This is a genomic window from Bradyrhizobium sp. ORS 278 (assembly GCF_000026145.1).
GTDB lineage: Bacteria > Pseudomonadota > Alphaproteobacteria > Rhizobiales > Xanthobacteraceae > Bradyrhizobium.
Genome location: NC_009445.1, coordinates 995,513 through 1,012,598 on the forward strand (window position 1 = coordinate 995,513; position 17,086 = coordinate 1,012,598).

Below are 17,086 nucleotides of genomic sequence, written 5' to 3' on the forward strand. Positions count from 1 at the left end.
TACTGTCGTCCCGGCCTTGAGCCGGGACCCAGACTCCGCGGCGCCTGTGAGTGGCAAACTGGCAGACGCCGCGCTCTAACCAATGAAGCCGGTGGCTATGGATCCCGGCGTTCGCCGGGATGAAGGTGAGGAGAGAGCGCGCCATGTCCCAACCGCTGCTGATCGAGCATGAGAACGGCGTCGACCGGGTGACGCTCAATCGTCCGGAGAGCCTGAACGCGCTCGATCCGGCGCTGATCGACGCGCTCAATGCTTATTTTGAAAGCCTGCAGCGAAACCGCGCGACGCGCGTCGTCGTGCTCAAGGGCGCGGGCAAGAACTTCTGCGCCGGCCTCGATCTCAAGGCCGCCATGCAGCGCCGCGGCGGCGTCAACGAGCCGCCCACTGTGACCGAATCGCTCGACTCGCAGCGCCGCATCGCCGACATCGTCATGCTGATGCGGCGCTGTCCGCAGCCGATCATCGCGCTTGTGCAGGGCGCGGCCGCGGGCGGCGGCTTCGCGCTGGCGCTCGCCGCCGACATCCGCATCGCCGCACGCTCGGCGCGCATGAACTGCGCTTTCATCAAGCTCGGCCTCGGGGGCTGCGACATCGGCACCAGCTACTTTTTGCCGCGCCTCGTCGGCGTCTCCGTCGCCTCCGAGCTGATTCTCACCGGACGCTTCATCGGCGCCGAACGCGCGCTGATGGTCGGGCTGGTGTCGGAGATCGTCGAAGAGGATCAGCTCGATGATGCCGCCGCGCCGATCATCGATGCGATGATGACGGCCTCCCCAGTCGGGCTTCGCCTGTCGAAGGAATGCCTCAACATGAGCGTCGATGCGTCGTCGATCGAGGCCGTCATCGCGATGGAAGATCGCAACCAGGTGCTGTGCAGCCGCTCGGAAGACTTCAAGGAAGGCATTGAAGCCTTCCTCCAGAAGCGCAAGCCGGTCTATACCAACCGCTAGATATCAAGATCCGCAAAGGACGATATTTCGGGAGACGCAAAATGGACGGGACGGCAGCGAAGGTGTTGGAGAAGCCGGCATTCCGCAAGGTCAACTGGCTGGCGCGCGACATCGACGTCGAGCGGCGCGCGGACGGCGTGATCGTCATCAAGTCGCGCATTCCCCTTCAAGCCTATGAGCCGCATCTCGCCGCGCCGCTGGCGCGCTGGGCCAAGGAAGCGCCGACGCGGACCTGGCTCGCGCAGCGCAGCGGCCCCGAGCGCCAGTGGCGCAAGCTGCCTTATGCCGAGGCGAAGCGCACCATCGATGGGCTGACGCAAGGGCTGCTCAATCTGAAGCTTGACGGCCGCCCGGTGGCGATCCTCTCCGGCAATTCCATCGAGCACGCGCTGATGACCTTCGCCGCGATGCAGGCGCGATCGCCGGCGGCGCCGGTGTCGCCGGCCTATTCGCTCATGAGCCACGACCACCTCAAGCTCAAATATCTCTTCGGGCTGGTGAAGCCGGGCGTGGTCATGGTGCAGGACGGCCCGACCTTCGAGAAGGCGCTGAAAGCGCTCGATCTCGACGGCGTCACCGTCGTGCATGTCGCGCGTCCCTGCGAGGGCATTCCGAGCGTCAGCTTCGCCGATCTCGCCGCGACGCCCGTCACCGGCGACGTTGATGCCTCGATCGCGCAGATCACGCCCGAGACTGTGGGCAAGCTGCTGTTCACCTCCGGTTCGACCGGCATGCCCAAGGCGGTCATCAACACGCAGCGCATGATGTGCGCCAATGCGGCGATGATGATGCAGACGCGTCCGCGCGCGCCGGATGCGCCGGTCTCCACGGTGCTGGACTGGATGCCGTGGAATCACACCATGGGCGGCAATGCGGCGTTCAATCCGCTGCTGATCGATGGCGGCACGCTCTACATCGACGACGGCCGGCCGATGCCCGGCATGTTCGACGAGACGATCAAGAATCTGCGCGAGGTGTCGCCGACCTACTACGCCAACGTTCCCGCAGGCTACGCCGCGCTCGCTGCGGCGATGGAGAAGGACGACGCGCTGTGCCGCTCGTTCTTCAAGGACCTCGGCATCATGGCGTATGGCGGCGCGCGGCTGCCGGACGATCTCTATGAGCGCATGCAGGCGCTGGCGGTCAAGACCACCGGCGAGCGCATCGTGTTCTACACCGGCTGGGGCTCGACCGAGACCGCGCCGACCTCGACCGGCACCTATTGGAACACCGAGCGCGTCGGCCTGATCGGCCTGCCCTTCCCCGGTGTCGAGCTGAAGATGGTTCCGACCGGCGATAAATACGAGCTGCGGCTGCGCGGCATCAACGTGATGCCCGGCTATTTCGGCCAACCCGAGCTGACCAGGAAGGCGTTCGACGACGAAGGCTTCTACTGCATCGGCGACGCCGGCGTGTTCGTCGATCCCAATGATCCCGCGCAGGGCATCATCTTCGCCGGCCGTGTCGTCGAGGACTTCAAGTTGACCACCGGCACCTTCGTCCATGTCGGCTCGCTGCGCACCGATGCCATTGCCGCGGCCACGCCGGCGATCCATGACGCGCTCGTGGCGGGGCAGGACCGCGAATATATCGGCCTGCTGGCGTGGCCGAACCTGCACGCCTGCCGGCAACTAGTCGGCAATCCCCAAGCGACCTTCGAGGACGTGGTGAAGCATCCGGCTGTCATCGATTGCGTCCGTCGCGGACTTCAGGCGCACAACAAGGAGTGCGAGGGCGCCAGCAGCCGGCGCATCGGCCGCGCGATGCTGATGGTCGAGCCGCCGTCGATCGACGGCCACGAGCTGACCGACAAGGGCTACATCAACCAGCGCGCCGGCCTGGAACGCCGCGCCGCCCTGGTCGAGCGTCTCTATGCTGAAACGCCCGACAGCGAGGTGATCGTGCTGTGATGCTGTCATTGCCAGTCGCTCGGTGTCGTCCCCGCGAACGCGGGGACCCATACTCCCAGGCTCATCCGTATGCCGCCGAAGCCCGTTCCGGGCCCATCGAATCGCCGGTGGCTATGGGTCCCGGCTTTCGCCGGGACGACCACCAAGAGACTTTCCAACAATAGAGTTGATCCCATGAACTTCGATTTTTCCGACGACCAGAAGCAGCTGCGGGACCAGGCGCGGAAATTCCTCGCCGAGAAGTGCCCGCCGAAAGCCGTGCGCGTCGTGCTCGACGGCAAGGAGCCGTATGACCGCGCGCTGTGGAAGGGCTTTGCCGAGATGGGGTTCCTCGGCGTGGCCATTCCGGAAGAATATGGCGGCGCGGGCGCTGGCCATCTCGAGCTGTGCGTGCTCGCCGAGGAGGTGGGCCGCGCGCTGGCGCCGGTGCCGTTCTCGTCGACCGTCTATCTCGCGGCCGAGGCTTTGATGCTGGCCGGCAGCGACGCGCAGAAGCAGGCCTGGCTGCCGAAGATCGCAAACGGCGAGACGATCGGCACCCTTGCGCTGTTCGAGGGCACCGGCAATCCTTCGCCGAAGGCGATCAAGCTCGAAGCTGGCAACGGCTTGCTCAACGGCACCAAGAAGCCGGTCGCCGATGGCGCCATCGCCGATCTCATCATCGTGGCGGCGCGCACGGCCTCAACCGGCCGCGACAGCGACATCTCGCTGTTCCTGGTCGACACCAAGGCCGGCGGCGTGGAGGCGAAGGCGCTGACCAATCTCGATCCGACCCGCGGCCAGGCCGAGCTTACCTTTGCGAATTGCAAGGCCGAGCCGCTCGGCGCGGCCGGCGAGGGCTGGAGCATCCTCACCCAGGTGCTCGACCGCGCCGCCGTGCTGACCGCGTTCGAGCAGGTCGGCGGCTCCGATCGCGCGCTGGAAATGGGCCGCGACTACGCGCTCGACCGCATCGCCTTCGGCCGGCCGATCGGCTCGTTCCAGGCGGTCAAGCACATGCTGGCCGACATGTATGTCTCGGCGACCTTGGCGCGCTCCAACGCCTATTACGGCGCCTGGGCGCTCTCGACCAATGCGCCGGAATTGCCGGAGGCCGCGGCCTCGGCGCGCATCAGCGCGACGCAGGCCTATCAGCATTGCGGCAAGAACAACATCCAGGTCCATGGCGGCATGGGCTTCACCTGGGAGTTCGACTGTCACATGTACTACCGCCGCGCCAACGCGCTCGCGCTCGGGCTGGGCAGCCTGTCCTACTGGGAAGACCAGCTGATCGACCGCATGCGCAAGCGCAACGCGGCGTGAGGCAAGCCCGTCATTCCGGGGCGCTCGCGCGCGCCGAAATGGCTACGCCATTTTGCGCGGAGCGAGCGAACCCGGAATCCAGAGGTTATCTCGTCGAGATTCCGGGTTCGATGCTGCGCATCGCCCCGGAATGACGGAACAAGATCGTAGGGTGGGCAAAGCGAAGCGTGCCCACCATCGAAGCCGCGGATTGGGATTGGTGGGCACGGCGCGTTGCGCCTTTGCCCACCCTACGAGATGAGAGGTTGAGCCATGAACTTCGATGACACCCCGCACGAGGCCGCGTTTCGCGCCGAGGCGCGTGCCTGGATCGCCGCGAACGCGCCCAAGCAATACGAGGACGAACTGCGAGCGTCCTCGCTCGGACGCACCGCGCTGAAGAACGCCAACATTCTCGAGGTCGCAAAAGCCTGGCAGAAGAAGAAGGCCGATGCCGGCTGGGCCTGCCTGCACTGGCCGAAGGAGTATGGCGGCCGCGGCGCCTCGCCGATCGAGCGCGTGATCTGGCAGCAGGAGGAGGGGCCGTTCGGCAAGCTCTCCGCGATGTTCATCATCGGCCACGGCATGTGCGGCCCGACCGTGATGGCCTATGCCTCCGAGGAGCATAAGCGGCAATACCTGCCGCCGCTCGCCTCGGGCGAGAAGGTGTGGTGCCAGCTGTTCTCCGAGCCGGCGGGCGGCTCCGACGTCGCCGGCCTTCGCACCCGCGCCGAAAAGCGCGGTGACGAGTGGGTGATCAACGGCCAGAAGATCTGGACGTCCGGCGCGCACTATTCCGACTACGGCATCCTGCTGACGCGCACCGATCCGACCGTGCCGAAGCACAAGGGCCTCACCATGTTCTTCCTGGACATGAAGAGCCCTGGTGTCGAGGTCCGCCCGATCAAGCAGGCGAGCGGGCATTCGGACTTCAACGAGGTCTATTTCACCGATGTCGTGATCCCGGATTCGCAGCGGCTCGGCGCCGTGAATGACGGCTGGAACGTCGCGCTCACCACCCTGATGAACGAGCGCATGTCGATCGGCGCCGGTGTTGCCACCGGCTTTCCCGAGCTGTTCGACTTCTGCTCCAACATCATGCTGGACGATCGCCCCGCGATCGAGGACCGCAACGTGCGCTCGAAGCTGGCGAACTGGGCGGTGAAGGCGAGCGGGCTGAAATACACCAGCATGCGCGCGATCTCGGCGCTGTCCAGGGGCGAGCGTCCGGGGCCGGAGAACTCGATCGGCAAGCTGGTCGCGGGCTCGATGGTGCAGGACGTCGCGACCTACGCGCTGGATTTGCAAGGCGCCGCCGGCGTGCTCAGCGGTCCCGAGGCTGATGTCGCCGGCAAATTCCAGGCGATGCTGCTGCGCGCGCCGGGTACCCGCGTCGAGGGCGGCACCGACGAGATCATGCGCAACATCATCGCCGAGCGCGTGCTCGGCCTGCCAGGCGACATCCGCGTCGACAAGGACCTGCCGTTCAACCAGGTCCCGACCAAGGGACGCGCGTAGTAATCAGAGCCGTAGGGCGGGTTAGCGCCGCGTAACCCGCCGATGGCTTAACGAAGCCAGGGATTTGGCGGGTTACGCCTTCGGCTAATCCGCTCTACGAATACAAGTGAGGGCTGAGGCATGAACTTCGACGACACCCCGCAGGAAGCCGCCTTTCGCGAGACCGCGCGCGCCTGGGTCGCGGCGAATGCGCCGAAGGAGCTGGAGGTGGAGCTTGCGAGCTCCTCGCTCGGACGCATTCGGCTGAAGCACGCCGACATCGTCGAGGTCGGCAAGGCCTGGCAGAAGAAGAAGTCCGACGCCGGCTGGGCCTGCCTGCACTGGCCGAAGGAGTATGGCGGCCGCGGCGCGACGCCGATCGAGCGGGTGATCTGGCAGCAGGAGGAGGGCGTCTACGGCAAGCTGACGCAGCCGTTTCAGATCGGCGAGGGCATGTGCGGCCCGACCGTGATGGCCTATGGCAGCGAAGAGCACAAGCGCCGCTATCTGCCGAAGCTCGCCTCGGGCGAGGAGATCTGGTGCCAGCTGTTCTCCGAGCCGGCCGGCGGTTCGGACGTTGCGGGCCTGCGCACCCGCGCCGAGAAGCGCGGCGACGACTGGGTCATCAACGGCCAGAAGATCTGGACGTCCGGCGCGCATTACTCCGACTACGGCCTCTTGATCACGCGCACCGATCCCAACGTGCCGAAGCACAAGGGGCTCACGATGTTCTTCCTGGACATGAAGAGCCCCGGCGTCGAGGTCCGCCCGATCAAGCAGGCCAACGGCATGCAGGAGTTCAACGAGGTCTATTTCACCGACGTCGTGATTCCGGACTCGCAGCGCCTCGGAGCGGTCGGCGACGGCTGGAACGTATCGCTGACCACCTTGATGAACGAGCGCATGTCGATCGGCGCGCGGCTCGCCACCGGCTTCCCCGAGATGTTCGAGTTCTGCGCCAACCTGATGACCGACAACGGTCTCGCCATCGACGATCGCGCCACGCGCTCCAGGCTCGCGTCGTGGGCGGTGAAGGCGAGCGGACTGAAATATACGAGCTACCGCGCGATCTCGGCGCTGTCCAAAGGCGATCGGCCGGGGCCAGAAAATTCGATCGGCAAGCTGGTCGCCGGCGTCATGCTGCAGGACATCGCGACCTACGCGATGGACCTCGAAGGCGCGGCCGGCGTGCTCACCGGTGCGGACGAGGCGGAGACGCAGGGACAGTTCCAGCAGATGCTGCTGACGTCGCCCTCGATGCGCATCGCCGGCGGCACCGACGAGATCCTGCGCAACATCATCGCCGAGCGCGTGCTCGGCCTGCCCGGCGATATCCGCGTCGACAAGGATGTGCCGTTCAACAAGGTCCCGACCAAGGGACGTAGTTAGACCCTCATCCTGAGGAACTGCGCAGCAGCGTCTCGAAGGATGAGGCCCGCGATGTGGCCTCATGGTTCGAGACGGCGCTGCGCGCCTCCTCACCATGAGGGGTAGGATCGACGAGAGCCAGTCAGATGGAAGCGAAAGCCGTGGCCGCCTACCCAGACCTGATCTCCACCCTCGAACACCTCATGGCCGCGCGGTTCTCCTGCCGCAGCTTTCGCGCCGAGCCGGTGCCGCGGCCGACGATCGAGCGCATCCTGACGGCCGCGCAGACAACCGCGTCCTGGTGCAACAGCCAGCCCTGGCGCGTGGAGATCACCTCGGGAGCCGCGACCGAGGCGTTTCGCAAGATCATGTATGCGGCCGCGTCAAGCGGCAAGCCGCCGTCGGGCGATTTCCCGTTTCCGCGCGAATACAACGGCGTCTATCTCGACCGGCGCCGGGAGAGCGGTTTCCAGCTCTACAACGCGCTCGGGATCGAGCGCGGCGACAAGGCCGGCTATGCGCGGCAGGCGCTGGAGAACTATAATCTGTTCGGCGCTCCGCATGTCGCGATCATCCATAGCGACGAGGCGCTCGGCACCTACGGTGCGATCGACTGCGGCGGCTATGTCACGAGTTTCATGCTGGCGGCGCAGGCGCTCGGCATCGCCACCGTGCCGCAGGCGGCACTCGCGTTTCACTCCGATCTGGTCCGTCAGCATTTCGGCCTCGGTGACGATCGCAAGGTGGTCTGTGGCATCTCGTTCGGCTATCCGGACCTCGCCCATCAAGCGAACTCCTATCGGACCAGCCGCGCCGCCATCGCCGACACGGTCCGTTTCGTCGATGAATAGGCGCGTCTTGTGGAAACGAGTTCCGATGGAGAGAACCGAACGCGTCATCTTCGTTGCGGCCGCAGTCTGCGGCATCAAGGCGCGCATCGAGCTGAATGATGAATAACTGTTTCTGTCGAGTGGTCGGGATCGTCGAGGACGGGGCCCTTCAATTGAGGCCGCTCGATGTGGCCGCGCGCGCTTCATTGGATTGTGCGGTGTGAAGCGGCTCTGAAATCACTGCTTTGCCATTCGACCATCGATCCGACTTTCAGCATTCATGACTAATGACTGCTGTTCGATGGCTTTGGCGCGCATTTTTCCTTGAGTTCGTGGGCTTCGAGCAATGATATTGACAAAATCCTTTCCAACATTTTGAGTTGCATGGCGCGAGCGTCTACGATGCAGAATTGCAGACGCTCGATGATCTTCTCGAGTGAAGGTTCCGTCACGGCTCAAAACCTGAAGTGTGTCAGCGATGGATTCCATGAACACGCCGTCCAACCTCTATGCCCTCGAGGTCGACGAGGCGACGCTCCTCGGTCACCGCCTCTTGAAGGCGTTCCATAGGCTCAGGCTGACGCGGCACCGGGAGCAGATCATTGCGCTGGCTGAACGGCTGGCGGAAGATGAAGAAAGATATCCGGCAGGGCCTGGCGGCTGACCTCTTCGAGTCCCTGCCATGTCAGCGTCGGCCGCGTCAGACCGATCTGAGTGCATAACGACTTCCACGTCGTCTCGTCGCAATCGACCAGGACCGCCAGCACCGACATCCCGTCCATGATGTGGGGGACACCCAAAGGCCTCGCTTTCCAGCCACACTTTTCGAACCGTGGCAGCCACCAGCTCTCCAGCACGATCGAGAAGCCGGTGAGGCCGATGGAGATGCCGTACTCCATGATGGCGGTCAGCAGCAGCATGTCGATGCGCGGCCCGGCATGCTCGCCGCGTCGCTCCGGGATTACGAAGATGCGTGACAGCTCATACACGTCCGGCCGCTGAACCGGGCCGCGCAGATTGAGATATGGAAAGATGTCGCTCATCAGCGTCGGCAGCACCGTCGGCACGGCGCGCATCGAGCCGATCAACTGACCGTTGTCGATGCAGAACAGATAGACGGCATCCTCGGTATCGAACTGGTCGATCTCACGTCCGTCCGGACGATCGAGATCCATCCACTTGCGCTGCTTGACGTAGATCTCGTGACGCAGCCTGTAATAGGGATCGAAATATTTTTCGTAGAGCGCGCGATTATCTTTTCGAACGACATGAATCTCAGGCATCGAAACCCCCGGTCGTCTGAATCAACTTGGGGTTTGGAATTTGCCGATGTACTCGAAATGATCCAGTGGGAGAAAAGCCAGATCAGATCGAGATCTCGCCGTTGACAAGAGCGGTCGCAACGGTCGCCGTCTTGTTCTTGGTCGCGAGCTTGCGCTGCGCCTCTTCGAGGTGCCAGCGAACGTTGCGCTCAGAGACGCCCAGAATGCGCGCCGTCTCCCATGCCGTCTTGCCGCGCGCCGCCCAGCTCAGCACCTCGGCCTCGATCCGCGACAGGCGGCGACCCGGGTTGCCCGCGGTCGCGCGGGCCAGCGCGCGCAGCCGCGAATGCGTGAAGATGCTGATCAGGTGCAGCGCGCCGCGGGCGTCGGGCGCGAGATTGGGGTGCTCGCCGGCGATGCTGACGGCGCCGACCGCATCGTCATAATGGATCGGCACGCAGAAACCTTCGTTCAATCGGAAATCGCGCGCCCGCATCATGACCTCATGCGCACCCGGATCGTCCTCGCGGTCATAGGGCACTTCGGACCAGGCGAACGGATTCAGCGTCGACACGCAGTGCCGCGGAATCGGATCGCAGCGGTGAAACTGCTCCCGGGCATACATCTCGAACCACTCCCGCGGCCAGCCATTGGCCAGGATCGTCTGCTGCAGCGATTGGCCCGGCGCCGGCACGCCCGCCATGATGTAGGCATGGAAGCCCAGATCGCAGATCATCTTCTCGAATTGGGTAATCACGCTCGCGCTGGTCTTCGACGCTTCGATCGCATCGACGTAGTCCAGAGCCCGCCGGCCCCAATACGCGTCTATCACTTGCATGTGAGAGTCTCCGCCCAAAGCCAAGCTAGCCACGGACAAAAGGCTGTCAACCGCAAATTGGAGCTTTAGGTCGATAGTTCGTTGAACGTGTGGCGGAACACCGGCTGCATACCGCGGGATGCATGCAATCCTGATCGGACAGATCGCTGCATTGCCGTCAAAACCGCGGTGCCCTTTTTTCTGCAAACGATTTCATGCCCTCCTGGATCTCCGATCCGCTCAGGCTGTCCTGATGTCTGCGGCGAGCCGCCGCATCGTCCAGCATGCCGCGGGCAAACTCGTTGATCGCGCGCTTCATGCCGCGCATCGCGGCCGGCGCGTTGCCGGCCAGCAGCGCAGCTAATCGTTCGACCTCGGCATCGAGCGCGTCGGCCGCCACCATGCCGGTGAGGTAGCCGATCCGCAGCATTTCGGCGGCGCCGATCTTCTCGGCGGTGAGAAAGAGGTGCTTGGCATTATCGACGCCAAGGCGGGAGACGTAACGCTTGATGCCGTTCGGGTAGTAGTGCAGCCCGAGCCGCGCGGCCGGCATGAACATTTCTGCGGTGTCGACTCCGATCCGGAAATCGCATGCCAGCGCGAGGTCGGTCGACCCGCCATAGACACCGCCATTGAGCCGGCAGATCGTCGGCAGCGCCAGGTCCTCCAGCCGGTCCACGACCGCTTCGAACGATGGGCCCGCGCCACCTGCCGGGCTGGTCTCCGGCCCGCCCCCGATCGCGCCGAGATCGAAACCGGCGCTGAACGCGCGCCCGGTCCCGGTCAGGACGAGCACGCGCAATCCGGCGTCGGCTTCGACGCGGTCGAACAGCGCCATCAACGCGCCGAGGTCCTCGGGCTGCAGGCGGTTGAGATGGCGCGGCCGGTTGAGCCGGATGGTGGCGCGCGGCCCTTCGATCGTCAGAACCGGCGTGCTTGGCGCATCGCCACCTTGGCTGCTCGGTCCGTCGGTCATGTCCTGTTCTCCAAGGTTCGGCGCACGGCCTCGGCATCGATGCTCTGCGCCAGATCGGGGTGGCGTGCCATCAGCACGCGAAAATCGACGAGATCGAGCACCAGCAGCTTCGACAGGCTGGTGGTGACGATGTTGGCTGAGCGCAGATTATTCCCGAGCAGCGCCATCTCGCCGAAGAACGCGCCCTCGCCGAGGCGGATCTTCTTGGTGGGCAGGTCGACCTCGACCTCCCCGGCGGCAATGAAATACATGCAGTCGCCGGGCTCGCCCTTGCGGATCACGGTGGCGCGCGGCGGCAGGTCGATGGTGCGCAGCATCTGGGTCACGTCGGCGATGGTCGCTGGGCCGAGGCTGGCGAAGAACGGCACCCGGCCGACCAGCTCCCACGTCTTGAGGAAATTGTCGCGCCGGGTCTCGTCGGCGAAGCTGGTGGCCAGGATACCGGTCCACAGGCCGAACACGCCGAGGCCCGAGATCATCACCATCGACGCCACGAGCCGCCCCAGCGGCGTGACCGGTACCACGTCGCCATAGCCGGTCGTGGTGAGGGTCACGACGGCCCACCACATCGCGGAGGGGATGTTGCCGAATGTGGCGGGCTGGTCGTCATGCTCCAGCGCATATTCGGCGACGGAGCCGAGAAACAGCACCAGCAGGAACAGCACCAGCACCGCCAGCAGCGGACGTGCCTGCACCACCATCACCCGCCGCAGCCGACGCAGGCCGGGAACGCCGGGAACGACCTTGAGCGCCCAGGTGAACGCCAGCAGCCAGGCCGAGCGCGGCTCGACGCCGGCGATCAGGGCCGTGGGAACGGCGACCGTGCAGGCGGTGTCGACCAGGCCGCGCCCCGAGGTGAGATAGGCGATGACCCGGTGCATGCGGGCCGCCGCCTGAACCCGCACCGCCCATTCGGCGACGAAGAAGGCAAGGCACCCCCATAACAGGGCATAGATCCACCGCTGCGCCGCTGCATAGGTCGCGTCGAGCGTCAGCAGCACCATGGCGGTCGTGCCGAGGAGCATCGCCGCGTAGGCCGCGCCGGTCATGTCGCGTCCGGCCGTGGCTGCAACGAACCTCGCCAGGGCAGGAGGTAACGACGATTTGGCCATGGGAGAGCTGGCGCCTTTGGCTGAGGAGTCCGGGGAGGGGCGGTGCCGGCAAAGTGCCCCGATCGGGGAACCTCCGTCAACGATGCCGGAGAGCTCGCGCCACGGGCTTCGTCGGGCCGTTCGCCTGTCGGATCTGGTCGGCCGCTCTGCTCCGACGGGAATTTTGCGCGCCCCGCTCAAATACCGGTTCAATCGTCGTCTGTTCGCCGTATATCAAAACCGGGCGCGGACACGCTAAATTGGGCAAGAAACGGCCGAACGCGCGTTCGCCCGTCCGAGCAGCAAAGGGTCTGGTTGATCCCCGATGGATACGTCTCACCTGGTCGAACATGCAGGCGCCGCCGGCAGCCTCTTCGCATCGATCTTCGTGGTCGCCACGCTGTCGATGCGGACGATGATTCCGCTGCGCGTTTTCGCGATTCTCACCAATGTCGTGCTGATCGCGACCGCGATCCCGATGCACAACTACCCGGTCCTGATCCTGCACGGCGTGCTGCTCCCCCTCAACAGCTACCGCCTGCACCAGATGCTGCAGCTGGTCCGCGACGTGAAGCAGTCGGTCAACAGCGACCTCTCGATGGAATGGCTGAAGCCGTTCATGACCGAACGCAAATGCGGTCCAGGCGAGGTCCTGTTCTACAAGGACGAGAAGGCCGACAGCATGTACTACATCGTCAGCGGCCGTTTCCGTCTGGTCGAATCCGGCATCGAGCTGCCGGTCGGCGCCATCGTCGGCGAATTCGGCATGATCTCGCCGTCCAATACGCGCACGCAAACGCTGGAATGCGTCGAGGGCGGCCTGATCCTGTCGGTCTCCTATGACCAGGTCGAGCAGCTTTACGTCCAGAACCCCGCCTTTGCCTTCTATTTCCTTCGCCTGGCCAGCGCCCGGCTGTTCCAGAACATCGAAACGCTCGAGCGGCGGCTGGCGCAGCAGACGGCGGCCGCTGCGCCCGTGGCCAAGTCGGCATGACCTGAAGGGCTCGGAGCACCGTGGAAAGCGTCCGGTCTTCGCTGCGCTACCTGTTCGCCGACCTGATCGGCGACCATGACGGCGAGCCGCCTTTTCTGCCCGATGGCCTGCCCGAGGCTGCTGCGGCGGCGGTGAGCGAGGGCATCCATCTCCTGATGGAATATCAGGGTGCCAGCTACGCCCAGCTCTATGTCGATCGGATCAGGCGGTTTGTTCGCCGGTCGAACGTCGATGCCGCCATGCTCGGCGAGATTGCCAAGCATCTGGCCGCTCGCATGGCCTATGAGGACCCGGTCCGGATTGCGCAGCTGAGGCTGATGAGCCTGCACGGCGGGCGCAGACCGGGCGGCCGCGATACCGATGACGTCAGGCGGTTTCGGCTCGACGAACTGATCGGCGCGCTGCCACAGGCCCTCGCCGATTACATGCTGACCGGCTTCGAGCAGGTCGGCTGGCTTGGCCGGCGCCGCATCAAGGTGCGCTACTCTGTCCGGTCCCGGTTCGCGGTGCGGCGTCTCAAGCTGATCGCGGGGCTGCGGCGCTGGCGGCTGCAATCGGTGCGCTATGGCGAGGAGCGCGCCTGGGTCGAACGTTGGCTGCACATGATCGCGCGGGCGCTGGACAAGCAGCCCGCCGCGGCTCCGGCCGTGATCGCCACCGCCGAGATGATTCAAGGGCAGGGCGATGCCTACCGGCAAGGACTCGCCGATTGGCACGCCATCATCGACGGTCTGGCCAAGCCGACCTTCGACGGCACGCTGCCGCTGCACGACCTTTCCGCTGCCATCGCCGAGGCCCGCGCCGTCGCCTTGGCGGAGCCGGGCCAGGGCGCCTTGAAGCGGAGCATTGCCCAGATCCGCGCGCGGGCGATGGCCGCACCGAACAGCAACGCCGCGGAGTGAGCTCCGCGGCCGGCGTTGCCGCGGCTGTGGGAACCGCGTCACATAGGTAACCTTACCTCCCACCGGAGCTGTGCGAAGGGTAGCGGAGTGCGATTGGCGGTTCCCTTTCGCGTGCAATTCGCCACCAGAGATGTCATAAGCGTCGCTTACGCGTCGAATTGGCCGGGTATTCTCATCAGATTGCGCTGAACGCCTCCAGTTCCCGGTGCGTCCAAGGGTTAGTCGTAGCGAGAGCGTCAGCTTTGTCTTTTCCCGCTTTGTCGTCGCAGGTCCCGGTTGGTGCGCTGGTCGGCTGGATGCTGCTGCTCACCTTCAAGCATATCATCGCCGACTTCGTTCTGCAGAACGCCTGGATGGCCCACGGCAAGGACCAGCGGAAAGGCTGGGCGCTGCCCCTTTTGGTGCATTGCCTGATCCATTTCGCGGTCGCGACGGTGCTGATCCTGATCGTGGCGCCGAAATTCTGGTTCGTCGCGATGATCGATTTCGCAATCCACATCACCATCGACCGCATCAAGGGCATCTGCTCTTCGCGCTTCGGCATGACCCTCGAGCATCCCTGGTTCTGGACGCTGATCGGCGTCGACCAGGCGCTGCATCACCTCACCGGATTCGGGCTGTCGATCTTCATGGCTGCGAACGGCTGATCGCCGCGCAGGCGCGCTGGAGCCAGCGCCTCGAGGCCTGCGGGCCGACATCATGCCCCTCTTCGCTATGGTTAACCCCGCGTTAGCGATTCGCGCTGCATCCTAGATCCAAGAGGATCAACAGATGCTTCCAAGCCGTAGCGCCTTCGACAGCGATGCCTGCCCGGTCGGCGAGGAACTGCTCGGGGCGCTCTATCGCGCCGACGAGAACGGCCTGCCGGCGCTGGTGGAGAGCGTGTCGGCGGATGTCAGGGCCATGCTGGCGCTGTTCTGCTACCGGCGCACCCATCTGCATTCACTAGCGCTGGCGATTGCCTCGACCTGCACAGAGCAGGATCTGTTGCACTTCGGCGGACGTGTCGGCACCGCGCTCTATGCGCAATCGCGCAACAGCAGCAGCGGGCGCGCAGCCCCGCTGTCCAGCAAGAAGCCCATCTCGTTGTCCACAAAGCCGTTGTCGGCGGTGGCGCCGCTGGATGACGATCTCGACGACGATCTCGCCCCCGTCACCGTCTGAGCCGCATTCTCAGCTGAGCACAGGCAGTCCGAACTTGCGCCGCGCCATCGCGCATTCATCGTCGCCCGGCATGCAGGTCCGGCACACGTCGGGGCGGATCGCGTAGATCCGGCAGGCGACGGCACGGGCGATCTCGCCGTCCAGCGCGCAGCAGCGGTCGCCGTCGCAGCGCATCCCCGAGAGCCGCTCATTCACCAGCTCGGCCGGGATCAGATCCAGCGCGGCATCCTCCTCGATCGTGAAGCGTGGCCAGTTCGCTGAATAGGCGCAGCAGGCGCCGCAGCTTTGACACGGGCTGTTGTCGGTTTCGCCGGACAGGGGCTCGGAGGTCGGCTCAGACATCCTTCGGCACCTCCCAGACCAGGCTGCGCCGCCATTTGGCGCGCAGCGCCTCGCGCCTTTCAGGATATTTGTCGTCCAGATACGTCGCCTCGACGACGCGATCGGTCCTGAAGCTGCGGAAGTCGCGGCGCAGCTCGCACCAGGCGGCGAGGATGCGGACCGCGTCGTGATAGCCGATCGCGATCGGCCAGATCACGCGCTCGCTGTCGCGGCCCTGCTCGTCGCGATAGCGCAATTTGATCTTGCGGCCCTCGTGAATCTGCGAGCGCGTACGCGACATGTCGATGCGGTCGGGCTCGCGGGTCCACGGCCGCGGCGCCCGGCTGGCCGGCTCCAGCACGAACGGCCGCAGCCGTTCCGGCACGGTGTCGGCGATCTTGGCCATGAGATCCTCGGCCGCCCGCGCCAGCACCGGATCGGCATTGACGGAGACCCATTGCGCACCCAGCACCGCCGCCTCGATCTCGTCCGGCGTCAGCATCAAGGGCGGCAGGTCGAAACCCTTTTCCAGAATATAGCCCATGCCGGCCTCGCCGCGGATCGGCACGCGCTGGCCGATCAAAGTGGCGATGTCGCGATAGATCGTGCGCTTCGACGTTTCCAGCTCGGCCGCGATCGCGTCGGCGGTCAGTGGCCGGCGCGTGCGCCTCAGCACCTGGATGATCTGGAACAGCCGGTCGGCGCGTCTCATGGTGTGTCCCCGCGGAAGCGATCACCCCGCCGCTGCTGACACGATGCTGGCAGCAGCCCGTCCTTATACCGGGCCAACAACGAGAATGAAGGGGTGATGTCGATGATGATGCTTTATGGCCTGGACCTGGCCACCACGCTATTGCCGCTGCTGACAGCATGGTGGCAGCAGCATGTTCGTAGCGTTCGCCGTCTGCTCAGGAAGTCGGGAGTGCTGTCATGATCACGTTGTTCGGTCTGGGCGCGGGTTTCGGCCTGCCGGAGATCAGCCCCTTCGTCACCAAGACGGAGGTGCAGCTGAAGATGGCCGGATTGGCCTATCGGAAGCAGCGCGCGATGCCGCCGGCCTCGCCGAAGGGACAACTGCCCTTCATCGACGACGGCGGTGAGCTGATCGCCGACAGCACCTTCATCCGCGCGCATGTCGAGCGCAAATATGACTTCGATTTCGATACTGGCCTCGACATGCGCGCCCGGGCTCAAGCCTGGGCGTTCGAGCGCATGATCGAGCATCATCTGTATTTCGCCCTCGTCGGTTCTCGCTGGGTCGATCCGGTCAACTTCGCCAAGGGGCCGGCGCATTTCTTCGACGGCGTGCCGGCCGACCGCCGCGAGAAGCTGCGCGAGGACGCGCAGTTTCGCGTCGCCGAGAACTATTTGATCTCCGGGCTCGGCCGCCACGCCCCCGACGAGGACATCGACCTCGCGGCGCGCTCGCTGCGCGCGTTGTCGGTGCAACTCGGCGAGCGGCCCTATCTGATGGGCGACCGCCCCTGCGGCACCGACGCCACGGCGTTCGCCGTCATCGCCGGCATCCTCACGCCGTTCTTCGACTCCGAGCTGCGGCGCCGGACGGAGGGCTTCGGCAACCTCTTGGCCTACGTCGATCGCGTGATGGCGACGTACTTTCCGGAGTTCGAGTGGGGCAGGGCGGCCGAGGCAGCGTAAGCTTGACGACCGCTTCCAGATGCTTGGCACATCATCAATGGACATCCAGCTGTCATCGCCCGCG

Annotated in this window: 18 protein-coding genes; 11 read left to right on the plus strand and 7 right to left on the minus strand. The window is 65.2% G+C overall.

The features are described from left to right. Positions 1 to 143: 143 nt before the first annotated feature. The 6 genes from BRADO_RS04355 to BRADO_RS04380 all read left to right on the plus strand — a co-directional run bounded on the left by BRADO_RS04355 (position 144) and on the right by BRADO_RS04380 (position 7,857). Positions 144 to 950, plus strand: a complete 807-nt coding sequence (locus BRADO_RS04355; RefSeq protein WP_041756088.1) for an enoyl-CoA hydratase/isomerase family protein — start codon at positions 144 to 146, stop codon at positions 948 to 950. 41 nt (positions 951 to 991) lie between these two features. Next, entirely contained in the window at positions 992 to 2,860 is a 1,869-nt protein-coding gene (locus BRADO_RS04360; protein WP_011924102.1) for an AMP-binding protein, read from the plus strand. 174 nt (positions 2,861 to 3,034) lie between these two features. Then, the gene (locus BRADO_RS04365) at positions 3,035 to 4,162 is read left to right on the plus strand and encodes an acyl-CoA dehydrogenase family protein (RefSeq protein ID WP_011924103.1); all 1,128 of its coding nucleotides are present in this window, start codon (positions 3,035 to 3,037) and stop codon (positions 4,160 to 4,162) included. Positions 4,163 to 4,414: 252 nt separating this feature from the next. Then, positions 4,415 to 5,659 carry an acyl-CoA dehydrogenase gene (locus tag BRADO_RS04370; RefSeq protein WP_011924104.1) on the plus strand — a complete coding sequence of 415 codons (1,245 nt, stop codon included), beginning with the start codon at positions 4,415 to 4,417 and terminating at the stop codon, positions 5,657 to 5,659. Between the two features lie 120 nt (positions 5,660 to 5,779). Next, positions 5,780 to 7,027 (plus strand): acyl-CoA dehydrogenase, encoded by a 1,248-nt coding sequence (locus BRADO_RS04375; RefSeq protein ID WP_011924105.1) that lies wholly within the window; start codon positions 5,780 to 5,782, stop codon positions 7,025 to 7,027. A 182-nt stretch (positions 7,028 to 7,209) separates the two neighbouring features. Next, positions 7,210 to 7,857: a nitroreductase gene (locus tag BRADO_RS04380; protein WP_011924106.1), complete on the plus strand. Its 648-nt coding sequence runs from the start codon at positions 7,210 to 7,212 to the stop codon at positions 7,855 to 7,857. Positions 7,858 to 8,073: 216 nt separating this feature from the next. Here BRADO_RS04380 and BRADO_RS34900 read toward each other — a convergent pair whose 3' ends face one another. The 5 genes from BRADO_RS34900 to BRADO_RS04400 all read right to left on the minus strand — a co-directional run bounded on the left by BRADO_RS34900 (position 8,074) and on the right by BRADO_RS04400 (position 12,003). Then, complete coding sequence (locus tag BRADO_RS34900; RefSeq protein ID WP_157872514.1) at positions 8,074 to 8,325, minus strand: hypothetical protein; 252 nt, start codon at positions 8,323 to 8,325, stop codon at positions 8,074 to 8,076. Positions 8,326 to 8,435: 110 nt separating this feature from the next. Beyond that, positions 8,436 to 9,119 (minus strand): acyl-homoserine-lactone synthase, encoded by a 684-nt coding sequence (locus BRADO_RS04385; RefSeq protein WP_011924108.1) that lies wholly within the window; start codon positions 9,117 to 9,119, stop codon positions 8,436 to 8,438. An 82-nt stretch (positions 9,120 to 9,201) separates the two neighbouring features. Then, a complete protein-coding gene (locus tag BRADO_RS04390) occupies positions 9,202 to 9,936 on the minus strand; it encodes a LuxR family transcriptional regulator (protein ID WP_041756089.1) in 735 nt (244 codons plus the stop codon). A 157-nt stretch (positions 9,937 to 10,093) separates the two neighbouring features. Further along, on the minus strand, positions 10,094 to 10,891 hold the full coding sequence (locus BRADO_RS04395) for an enoyl-CoA hydratase/isomerase family protein (protein ID WP_011924110.1): 798 nt from the start codon (positions 10,889 to 10,891) through the stop codon (positions 10,094 to 10,096). Next, the gene (locus tag BRADO_RS04400) at positions 10,888 to 12,003 is read right to left on the minus strand and encodes a cyclic nucleotide-gated ion channel (RefSeq protein ID WP_011924111.1); all 1,116 of its coding nucleotides are present in this window, start codon (positions 12,001 to 12,003) and stop codon (positions 10,888 to 10,890) included. Before BRADO_RS04400 ends, BRADO_RS04395 begins: the two co-directional genes overlap by 4 nt. A gap of 304 nt (positions 12,004 to 12,307) precedes the next feature. Between BRADO_RS04400 and BRADO_RS04405 the strand changes: the two genes are divergently transcribed. The 4 genes from BRADO_RS04405 (at position 12,308) to BRADO_RS04420 (ending at position 15,042) form a co-directional block, all read left to right on the plus strand. Further along, positions 12,308 to 12,976 carry a Crp/Fnr family transcriptional regulator gene (locus BRADO_RS04405; RefSeq protein ID WP_011924112.1) on the plus strand — a complete coding sequence of 223 codons (669 nt, stop codon included), beginning with the start codon at positions 12,308 to 12,310 and terminating at the stop codon, positions 12,974 to 12,976. A 20-nt stretch (positions 12,977 to 12,996) separates the two neighbouring features. Beyond that, a complete protein-coding gene (locus BRADO_RS04410) occupies positions 12,997 to 13,878 on the plus strand; it encodes a DUF6537 domain-containing protein (protein ID WP_011924113.1) in 882 nt (293 codons plus the stop codon). Positions 13,879 to 14,174: 296 nt separating this feature from the next. After that, the gene (locus BRADO_RS04415) at positions 14,175 to 14,525 is read left to right on the plus strand and encodes a DUF3307 domain-containing protein (protein WP_011924114.1); all 351 of its coding nucleotides are present in this window, start codon (positions 14,175 to 14,177) and stop codon (positions 14,523 to 14,525) included. 124 nt (positions 14,526 to 14,649) lie between these two features. Next, positions 14,650 to 15,042 carry a hypothetical protein gene (locus tag BRADO_RS04420; protein WP_011924115.1) on the plus strand — a complete coding sequence of 131 codons (393 nt, stop codon included), beginning with the start codon at positions 14,650 to 14,652 and terminating at the stop codon, positions 15,040 to 15,042. Between the two features lie 9 nt (positions 15,043 to 15,051). On the opposite strand, the gene BRADO_RS04425 is transcribed toward BRADO_RS04420, so the two are convergent. Further along, positions 15,052 to 15,384 carry a YkgJ family cysteine cluster protein gene (locus BRADO_RS04425; RefSeq protein ID WP_011924116.1) on the minus strand — a complete coding sequence of 111 codons (333 nt, stop codon included), beginning with the start codon at positions 15,382 to 15,384 and terminating at the stop codon, positions 15,052 to 15,054. Next, positions 15,377 to 16,075, minus strand: coding sequence for a YafY family protein (locus BRADO_RS04430; RefSeq protein WP_011924117.1), 699 nt, complete (start codon positions 16,073 to 16,075; stop codon positions 15,377 to 15,379). The genes BRADO_RS04425 and BRADO_RS04430 overlap by 8 nt, the downstream gene beginning before the upstream one ends. A 218-nt stretch (positions 16,076 to 16,293) precedes the next feature. On the opposite strand from BRADO_RS04430, the gene BRADO_RS04435 reads away from it, so the two are divergent. Then, complete coding sequence (locus tag BRADO_RS04435) at positions 16,294 to 17,022, plus strand: glutathione S-transferase family protein (protein ID WP_011924119.1); 729 nt, start codon at positions 16,294 to 16,296, stop codon at positions 17,020 to 17,022. Positions 17,023 to 17,086 lie beyond the last annotated feature (64 nt).

Excerpts from the sequence above, each read along its gene's own strand:
- BRADO_RS04430 (WP_011924117.1), bottom strand. The coding sequence starts at position 16,075 with ATGAGACGCGCCGACCGGCTGTTCCAGATCATCCAGGTGCTGAGGCGC.
- BRADO_RS04405 (WP_011924112.1), top strand. The coding sequence starts at position 12,308 with ATGGATACGTCTCACCTGGTCGAACATGCAGGCGCCGCCGGCAGCCTC.
- BRADO_RS04415 (WP_011924114.1), top strand. The coding sequence starts at position 14,175 with ATGCTGCTGCTCACCTTCAAGCATATCATCGCCGACTTCGTTCTGCAG.
- BRADO_RS04355 (WP_041756088.1), top strand. The coding sequence starts at position 144 with ATGTCCCAACCGCTGCTGATCGAGCATGAGAACGGCGTCGACCGGGTG.
- BRADO_RS04435 (WP_011924119.1), top strand. The coding sequence starts at position 16,294 with ATGATCACGTTGTTCGGTCTGGGCGCGGGTTTCGGCCTGCCGGAGATC.
- BRADO_RS04395 (WP_011924110.1), bottom strand. The coding sequence starts at position 10,891 with ATGACCGACGGACCGAGCAGCCAAGGTGGCGATGCGCCAAGCACGCCG.
- BRADO_RS04375 (WP_011924105.1), top strand. The coding sequence starts at position 5,780 with ATGAACTTCGACGACACCCCGCAGGAAGCCGCCTTTCGCGAGACCGCG.
- BRADO_RS04380 (WP_011924106.1), top strand. The coding sequence starts at position 7,210 with ATGGCCGCGCGGTTCTCCTGCCGCAGCTTTCGCGCCGAGCCGGTGCCG.
- BRADO_RS04365 (WP_011924103.1), top strand. The coding sequence starts at position 3,035 with ATGAACTTCGATTTTTCCGACGACCAGAAGCAGCTGCGGGACCAGGCG.
- BRADO_RS04400 (WP_011924111.1), bottom strand. The coding sequence starts at position 12,003 with ATGGCCAAATCGTCGTTACCTCCTGCCCTGGCGAGGTTCGTTGCAGCC.
- BRADO_RS04420 (WP_011924115.1), top strand. The coding sequence starts at position 14,650 with ATGCTTCCAAGCCGTAGCGCCTTCGACAGCGATGCCTGCCCGGTCGGC.
- BRADO_RS34900 (WP_157872514.1), bottom strand. The coding sequence starts at position 8,325 with ATGGAATCCATCGCTGACACACTTCAGGTTTTGAGCCGTGACGGAACC.
- BRADO_RS04360 (WP_011924102.1), top strand. The coding sequence starts at position 992 with ATGGACGGGACGGCAGCGAAGGTGTTGGAGAAGCCGGCATTCCGCAAG.
- BRADO_RS04390 (WP_041756089.1), bottom strand. The coding sequence starts at position 9,936 with ATGCAAGTGATAGACGCGTATTGGGGCCGGCGGGCTCTGGACTACGTC.
- BRADO_RS04425 (WP_011924116.1), bottom strand. The coding sequence starts at position 15,384 with ATGTCTGAGCCGACCTCCGAGCCCCTGTCCGGCGAAACCGACAACAGC.
- BRADO_RS04385 (WP_011924108.1), bottom strand. The coding sequence starts at position 9,119 with ATGCCTGAGATTCATGTCGTTCGAAAAGATAATCGCGCGCTCTACGAA.
- BRADO_RS04370 (WP_011924104.1), top strand. The coding sequence starts at position 4,415 with ATGAACTTCGATGACACCCCGCACGAGGCCGCGTTTCGCGCCGAGGCG.